Source organism: Pseudomonas sp. GM84 (genome assembly GCF_000282535.1).
Classification (GTDB): Bacteria; Pseudomonadota; Gammaproteobacteria; order Pseudomonadales; family Pseudomonadaceae; genus Aquipseudomonas.
The window spans coordinates 1-3,866 of the sequence record NZ_AKJC01000370.1 but is presented as its reverse complement, the minus strand read 5'-3'; the positions used below and the strand labels follow the sequence as shown (position 1 = coordinate 3,866).

Genomic DNA, 3,866 nt, shown 5'->3' with positions numbered 1-3,866 from the left:
GGCAAGCCGGCTCCCACAGATACCCTGCCGTCCGCAAGGCCAGTGGTAACCCTGTGGGAGCCGGCTTGCCGGCGATCGGGCCGGAACAGCCATAAAGTGTTTCCGGCTGTTCAAATATTCGCCAATCACCTTGCTTGTGCGTCCTGCCTTCTCTACAATTGCGCCCCTTGCCGAGCTGGCAGGCGCGCATGTGCCTCCCCTCCATGGCAAGACATACAGTGTCATTCACTCCTTGTCTGACTAGATATCCTGGCAGACTACTAACCCGTAAGGAGCATTCATGCGTCATTACGAAATCATCTTCCTGGTTCACCCGGACCAGAGCGAGCAAGTCGGCGGCATGGTTGAGCGTTACACCAAGCTGATCGAAGAAGACGGCGGCAAGATCCACCGCCTGGAAGACTGGGGCCGTCGTCAACTGGCCTACGCAATCAACAATGTTCACAAGGCTCACTACGTGATGCTGAACGTTGAGTGCACCGGCAAGGCCCTGGCCGAGCTGGAAGACAACTTCCGCTACAACGATGCCGTTATCCGTAACCTGGTCATCCGTCGCGACGAAGCCGTTACCGGCCAGTCCGAGATGCTGAAGGCTGAAGAGAACCGCAGCGAGCGCCGTGAGCGTCGTGAGCGTCCTGAGCATGCTGACTCCGCCGAAGGCGACGACAGCAATGACAGCGACTCCAGCGATAACGCTGACGAGTAATCCACGGACCTTTAGAGGAGCCTATTAAATGGCACGTTTCTTCCGTCGTCGTAAATTCTGCCGCTTCACTGCTGAAGACGTGAAAGAGATCGACTTCAAAGATCTCAACACCCTGAAAGCTTACGTATCCGAAACCGGCAAGATCGTTCCAAGCCGTATCACCGGTACCAAAGCTCGTTATCAGCGTCAGCTGGCTACCGCTATCAAGCGCGCCCGCTTCCTGGCCCTGCTGCCCTACACCGACAGCCACGGCCGCTGAGACCGGGTCGTCGACAAGCAGTAAGGGATTAGCATGCGAGCGTTAGCAAGTTTCATCATGCGCGGTCGTGTGCAGGCCACCCTGGTGGTGGTCATCAGCGCGGTACTGCCGCTGCTGTTCTGGTTGAGTGCCGCTGCCGGCAGCCTTGTGCTGCTGCGGCGTGGGTTCAAGGATGCTTCAACGGTCATCGCCGGCGGCCTGCTGGCCGGGCTGGCCGTGTGGTTCATGGGCGATCCCATCACCTTTTTGGTGATCGCGGGTGGCCTGGGCCTGGCCGCCATGTTGCGTGCCGAGCATCCCTGGAGCCGAGTGCTGGTGGTCAGTGCCGTGTTCGCCGTGGTTTTCAGCCACGTGCTCGACCTGGCGCTGGCACAGACCTTCGATGTGCTGGCCAAGGCGTTTGCCGAAGCCATGCCGCAAATCGAGGGGCAACCCGTGCTCTCCGGTGAGCTGATCCGCCCTGTGCTGGTCGCTTCCACAGCCGTGACAGTGCAATTGTTCAGTGTGCTGGCCCTGGTGCTGGCGCGCTATTGGCAGGCAGCGTTGTACAACCCTGGAGGCTTCGGTCGCGAATTTCGCGCCCTGAAGCTGCCGAAACAGACCATGGCGGTCTTGGTGGCAGTGATGGTGGTGGCTCCGTTTATCGGGCCGCAGTTCATCATCCTGGCATCGGCGTCCAGCCTGGTTCTGGTCCTGGCCGGCATCGCCTTGATGCATGGGCTGGTGGCACAGGGGCGACTGGCCGGGTTCTGGCTGGTGGGCATGTACGTGACGTTGCCGCTGATCATGCAGCTGATTTATCCGTTACTGATGGTTTTGGCCATTGTCGACAGCCTGATTGATTTTCGCGGTCGCAAGTCCCCCCCGGGGAAAGACTCCGCGAACGGTGAAGGTTAAAAGTTAAGAGGTTTTACCAAATGGAACTGATCCTGCTGGAAAAAGTCGCTAACCTGGGCAACCTGGGCGACAAAGTTAAGGTTAAGGCTGGTTACGGCCGTAACTTCCTGCTGCCATTCGGCAAGGCCACCGTTGCCAACGCCGCCAACCTGGCTGCGTTCGAAGAGCGTCGCGCCGAGCTGGAAAAAGCAGCTGCTGACCGTAAAGCTTCGGCTGAAAGCCGTGCTGCCCAACTGGCCGAGCTGGAAGTGACCATCACTGCCACCGCTGGCGACGAAGGCAAGCTGTTCGGTTCGATCGGCACCCACGACATCGCTGACGCCCTGACCGCCTCCGGCGTTGAAGTGGCCAAGGCTGAAGTTCGTCTGCCGAACGGCACCATCCGTCAGGTTGGCGAATACGACGTAGCCGTGCACCTGCACAGCGACGTTGAAGCCACCGTACGCGTGGTCGTCGTAGCTGCCTAAGCTGCGCTGACTGGCTAGCCCCAAGCGGGTTCGCCGGTTAACATCGGGCACGGTCCTGTTTTTAACAGGCCGTGCCCTTTGTCTTTTTCATCCTCCAGAATTCTTTCGTGGCCATGAACGAGATTACCAACCCCGAACAACTCGACCTGCAAACCGCTGCCCTGAAGGTGCCGCCGCATTCCATCGAGGCCGAACAGGCCGTGCTCGGTGGCCTGATGCTGGACAACAATGCCTGGGAGCGGGTGCTGGATCAGGTGTCGGATGGTGATTTCTACCGGCATGACCACCGCCTGATCTTCCGTGCCGTGCACAAGCTGGCGGACGCCAACCAGCCGTTCGACGTGGTGACGCTGCACGAGCAGCTGGACAAGGAAGGCCTGTCGACCCAGGTCGGTGGCCTGGCCTACCTGGCTGAGCTTGCCAAGAACACGCCGTCGGTGGCCAACATCAAGGCCTACGCCGCGATCATTCGCGAGCGGGCCACGTTGCGCCAGCTGATCAGCATCAGTACCGACATCGCCGACAACGCCTTCAACCCGCAAGGGCGCAACGCCGAAGAGATCCTCGACGACGCCGAGCGACAGATCTTCCAGATCGCCGAGGCGCGGCCGAAGACCGGCGGCCCGGTGGGCGTCAACGAGCTGTTGACCAAGGCCATCGACCGCATCGACACGCTGTTCAACTCCGACAGCGACATCACCGGTGTCTCCACCGGCTACACCGACCTGGACGAGAAGACCAGCGGCCTGCAGGCAGCCGACCTGATCATCGTTGCCGGCCGTCCGTCGATGGGCAAGACCACCTTCGCCATGAACCTGGTGGAAAACGCCGTGCTGCGCACCGACAAGGCGGTGCTGGTGTTCTCCCTCGAGATGCCAGGTGAATCGCTGATCATGCGTATGCTCTCGTCGCTGGGCCGTATCGACCAGACCAAGGTGCGTTCCGGTCAGCTGGACGACGATGACTGGCCGCGCCTGACCTCGGCGGTCAATCTGCTCAACGACCGCAAGCTGTTCATCGACGATACCGCCGGCATCAGCCCCTCGGAAATGCGTGCGCGTACCCGCCGCCTGGCCCGTGAGCACGGCGAGATCGGCATGATCATGGTCGACTACCTGCAGCTGATGCAGATCCCGGGTTCGGCCGGTGACAACCGCACCAACGAGATTTCCGAGATCTCCCGCTCGCTCAAGGCCCTGGCCAAGGAATTCAACTGCCCGGTCATCGCCCTGTCGCAGCTCAACCGCTCCCTCGAACAGCGGCCGAACAAGCGCCCGGTGAACTCCGACTTGCGTGAATCCGGTGCAATCGAGCAGGACGCCGACGTGATCATGTTCGTTTACCGGGATGAGGTGTATCACCCGGAGACCGAGCACAAGGGCATTGCCGAAATCATCATCGGCAAGCAGCGTAACGGCCCCATCGGCTTCATCCGCCTGGCGTTCATCGGCAAGTACACCCGCTTCGAGAACCTGGCGCCGGGCATGTACAACTTCGACGACGACGAGTAAGTCGCCGCCCCATCGCCGGCAAGCCG

Annotated in this window: 6 protein-coding genes; 5 read left to right on the top strand and 1 reads right to left on the bottom strand. The window is 60.7% G+C overall.

The annotated features are described in order from the left end of the window. On the bottom strand, window positions 1-190 hold a 190-nt coding region (locus tag PMI38_RS27675; RefSeq protein WP_008101049.1), incomplete at its 3' end, for a hypothetical protein. A gap of 90 nt (window positions 191-280) precedes the next feature. On the opposite strand from PMI38_RS27675, the gene rpsF reads away from it, so the two are divergent. The 5 genes from rpsF to dnaB all read left to right on the top strand — a co-directional run bounded on the left by rpsF (window position 281) and on the right by dnaB (window position 3,840). Next, window positions 281-706, top strand: coding sequence for a 30S ribosomal protein S6 (rpsF, locus tag PMI38_RS25915; RefSeq protein ID WP_003249557.1), 426 nt, complete (start codon window positions 281-283; stop codon window positions 704-706). A 28-nt stretch (window positions 707-734) separates the two neighbouring features. Next, complete coding sequence (gene rpsR, locus PMI38_RS25910; protein WP_003249563.1) at window positions 735-965, top strand: 30S ribosomal protein S18; 231 nt, start codon at window positions 735-737, stop codon at window positions 963-965. Between the two features lie 33 nt (window positions 966-998). Beyond that, window positions 999-1,862, top strand: a complete 864-nt coding sequence (locus PMI38_RS25905; RefSeq protein WP_008101040.1) for a hypothetical protein — start codon at window positions 999-1,001, stop codon at window positions 1,860-1,862. Window positions 1,863-1,882: 20 nt separating this feature from the next. After that, a complete protein-coding gene (gene rplI / locus PMI38_RS25900; protein ID WP_008101037.1) occupies window positions 1,883-2,329 on the top strand; it encodes a 50S ribosomal protein L9 in 447 nt (148 codons plus the stop codon). 113 nt (window positions 2,330-2,442) lie between these two features. Next, entirely contained in the window at window positions 2,443-3,840 is a 1,398-nt protein-coding gene (gene dnaB, locus PMI38_RS25895) for a replicative DNA helicase (RefSeq protein WP_008101035.1), read from the top strand. Window positions 3,841-3,866 lie beyond the last annotated feature (26 nt).

Coding starts and splice junctions, on each gene's coding strand:
- dnaB (WP_008101035.1), top strand. CDS start 2,443: ATGAACGAGATTACCAACCCCGAACAACTCGACCTGCAAACCGCTGCC.
- rplI (WP_008101037.1), top strand. CDS start 1,883: ATGGAACTGATCCTGCTGGAAAAAGTCGCTAACCTGGGCAACCTGGGC.
- rpsF (WP_003249557.1), top strand. CDS start 281: ATGCGTCATTACGAAATCATCTTCCTGGTTCACCCGGACCAGAGCGAG.
- rpsR (WP_003249563.1), top strand. CDS start 735: ATGGCACGTTTCTTCCGTCGTCGTAAATTCTGCCGCTTCACTGCTGAA.
- PMI38_RS25905 (WP_008101040.1), top strand. CDS start 999: ATGCGAGCGTTAGCAAGTTTCATCATGCGCGGTCGTGTGCAGGCCACC.